This window comes from Mesorhizobium sp. M7A.F.Ca.CA.003.01.2.1, from assembly GCF_003998945.1.
GTDB lineage: Bacteria > Pseudomonadota > Alphaproteobacteria > Rhizobiales > Rhizobiaceae > Mesorhizobium > Mesorhizobium ciceri.
Window position 1 is genome coordinate 1 of record NZ_RZRA01000783.1, and the last position, 2,762, is coordinate 2,762.

4 protein-coding genes are annotated in these 2,762 nt (G+C 65.5%); all 4 read left to right on the forward strand.

Annotation, left to right across the window (positions count from 1 at the left end):
• The coding region (locus EN969_RS25460) for an ABC transporter permease (RefSeq protein ID WP_164758478.1) at positions 1-624 on the forward strand (624 nt) is incomplete at its 5' end.
• Positions 617-1,465: an ABC transporter permease gene (locus EN969_RS25465; protein WP_013527973.1), complete on the forward strand. Its 849-nt coding sequence runs from the start codon at positions 617-619 to the stop codon at positions 1,463-1,465. The genes EN969_RS25460 and EN969_RS25465, both read left to right, overlap by 8 nt.
• The gene (locus EN969_RS25470) at positions 1,462-2,343 is read left to right on the forward strand and encodes an ABC transporter ATP-binding protein (RefSeq protein WP_063169951.1); all 882 of its coding nucleotides are present in this window, start codon (positions 1,462-1,464) and stop codon (positions 2,341-2,343) included. Before EN969_RS25465 ends, EN969_RS25470 begins: the two co-directional genes overlap by 4 nt.
• Positions 2,336-2,762: ATP-binding cassette domain-containing protein (locus EN969_RS25475; RefSeq protein WP_127419496.1), on the forward strand; the 427-nt coding region annotated here is incomplete at its 3' end. The genes EN969_RS25470 and EN969_RS25475, both read left to right, overlap by 8 nt.

A 2,762-nucleotide genomic window follows, 5' to 3' on the forward strand; every position in this document is an offset into this window, starting at 1 on the left:
GTCGAGGCCGGCATCGACATCGCCAGCGGCGCGGCGCTTTCCATTCCCGACTTCCTGTGGGGCCTGGTGCTGATCCTGCTGTTCGGCGTGCTGGTGCCGATCTTCGACATTTCCGGCCGGGTGTCGCCGCAGCTCGACCTGCCCTTCGTCACCCAGTTTTATCTGTTCGAGAGCTTGCTTCGTCTGCGCCTCGACCTGACCTGGGATCTGCTGAAACACATGCTGATGCCGGCCGTGGCGCTGGCGCTGCCGCTGGCGGCGATCATCTCGCAGCTGCTGAAACAGTCGCTGAAGGAAGTGCTCGACCTCGACTACGTCGTGCTGGCGCGGGTCAAGGGATTCTCGGAAACACAGGTCATCCTGCGCGAAGCGCTGAAGAATGCCGCGCTGCCGACGCTGACGCTGGTCGGCGTGCAGTTCACCTTCCTCATCGGCGGCACCGTCATCGTCGAACGGCTGTTTTCCTATGAAGGCCTCGGCAACATGGCGATCGACGCCGTCATCAACCGCGACCTGCCGCTGATTCAGGGCATCGTGCTGGTCTTCGCGCTGCTGTTCGTGCTGATCAACCTCAGCGTCGACATGATGTACGCGCTGCTCAATCCAAGGCTGCGCCATGGATGAGGGCCGCGCTCAAAGACGAGCTGTGTCGCCGCGTCTGTGGCTTGCCGGCGGTTGGCTGCTGCTGGCGCTTCTGGCGGCAATCTTCGCGCCGCTGGTCGCGCCGCAGGATCCGCTGGCGCAGGATTTGATGCTGGAACGGTTGCCGCCGTTCTGGATGGCCGGCGCCGAACCCGGCTATTGGCTCGGCACCGACAGCCTCGGCCGCGATCTGTTGTCCCGGCTGATCTTCGGCGGCCGCATCGCCTTCATCGTCGCTTTCGCCGCGGCCATCGCCGCCTGCCTGGTCGGCTCGATGCTGGGGCTCATAGCCGGCTATTTCGGCGGCTGGGCCGACCGCATCATCTCGCGCATCGTCGATGTCTGGATGGCATTTCCGCCGGTGCTGTTCGCCATCCTTTTGGTTGCGGTGCTCGGCACAGGCTTGAGTTCCGTCATCCTGGCCATCGCCATCATCGACTGGACGCGTTTCTGCCGGGTGATCCGTGCCGAGACGATGGGCCAGTCGCGCATGGATTATGTCGAGAATGCCCGCATCGCCGGCTATGGCCGCATCGGCATCATGCTGCGCGAAGTGCTGCCCAATGTGGTGCCGTCAATCGTGGCGCTGCTGTCGCTGGAAATGGGCATCGCCGTCATCGTCGAGGCGATCCTGTCCTTCGTCAATCTGTCGATCTCGACCGACGACCCGACCTGGGGCGGCATCATCGCCGAGGGCCGGCTGTCGATCCATCAGGCCTGGTGGGTGCTGGTGTTCCCGCTGATCACGCTCATCCTCACCGTGCTGTCGTTCAGCCAATTCGGCGAGGCGTTGAAGACGCGCTTCGACCCGGTGCTGCGATGAGCGCGGTCTGCCTTGACATCGCCAATCTGAGCGCCGTGCTGCCCAACGGCCAGCGCATGCTGCGTTCGGTGTCGCTCTCCGTCCAACCCGGCGAGGTCCGCGCGTTGGTCGGCGAAAGCGGCGCCGGCAAGACGATGATCGGCAAGGCTGTGCTTGGTGTGCTGCCGTCGAGCGTGCGCATCGTCGAAGGCGATATGTTGCTTGAGGGCGAAGACCTCGGCAAGTTGCCGCCCAAGGCACGGCGCACGCTGATCGGGGCATGCACGGCGCTGATCCCGCAGGACCCGCTGACCGCTCTCAACCCGTCACGCCGCATCGGCTCGCAGATGACCGACCGGCTGGTGCGCATCCTCGGCTGGAGTGGCGAGAAGGCCGATACCCGCATTCGCCAGTTGCTGGACGAGGTGCAGATCCGCGACCCCGACCGCGTGCTCAAAAGCTATCCGCACGAACTGTCCGGCGGCATGCGCCAGCGCGTGCTGATCGCCGCCGCCTTCGCCGCGGAGCCAAGGCTGATCGTCGCCGACGAGCCGACCACGGCGCTCGACGTCACCGTGCAGAAGCAGATCCTGCGGCTGATCGCTGCGTTGCAGCGCGAGCATGGCACGGCGATCCTGTTCGTCACCCATGATCTCGGCGTCGTCGCCAAGATCAGCCAGAGGGTCTCGGTGCTCTATGCCGGCAAGGTGGTGGAGGAGGCCGAGACCGCAGCGCTCTTCGCCGCGCCGCAGCACCCCTACACACGGGCGCTGATCGCGGCGACGCCACGCTACACCGATCCTTTCGCCTCGCTAAGACCGGTGGACGAGGCGGTGCTGGCCGGACTTGCTTCGGAGATCGCTGCCGCCGACCAAGCCTGGAGGCGGCCGCATGGTTGAACCGTTGTTCTCCGTGCGCGGGCTGAAGGTCGCGCTGCCCGACATGACGCGCAAGCCACTGATCGGCCGCGCGCCATTGGCCGAAATCCTGAAGGGCCTGGACTTCGACCTGCCGCGGGGCTCGGTGACCGGCATTGTCGGCGAATCCGGTTCGGGCAAGTCGACGCTCGGCCGCGCTTTGGTGCGCCTGCTGGAGCCAAGCGCCGGCAGCATCCGCTTCGACGGCCGCGACATCACCAATCTGCCGGAAGCGGAGCTGCGGCCGCTGCGGCGCAATCTGCAGATGATTTTTCAAGATCCGATGTCGTCGCTCAACCCGCGCTGCACCATTACCAGCATTATCGCCGCGCCTTTGAAGCAGAATGGTCTTGGCGACAACCTGAAGGCGCGCGTCGCCGAGGCGCTGCAGCGTGTCGGCC

What these genes read in the sequence shown, in the direction of transcription:
- EN969_RS25465 (WP_013527973.1), top strand. Translation starts at nt 617, where the DNA reads ATGGATGAGGGCCGCGCTCAAAGACGAGCTGTGTCGCCGCGTCTGTGG.
- EN969_RS25470 (WP_063169951.1), top strand. Translation starts at nt 1,462, where the DNA reads ATGAGCGCGGTCTGCCTTGACATCGCCAATCTGAGCGCCGTGCTGCCC.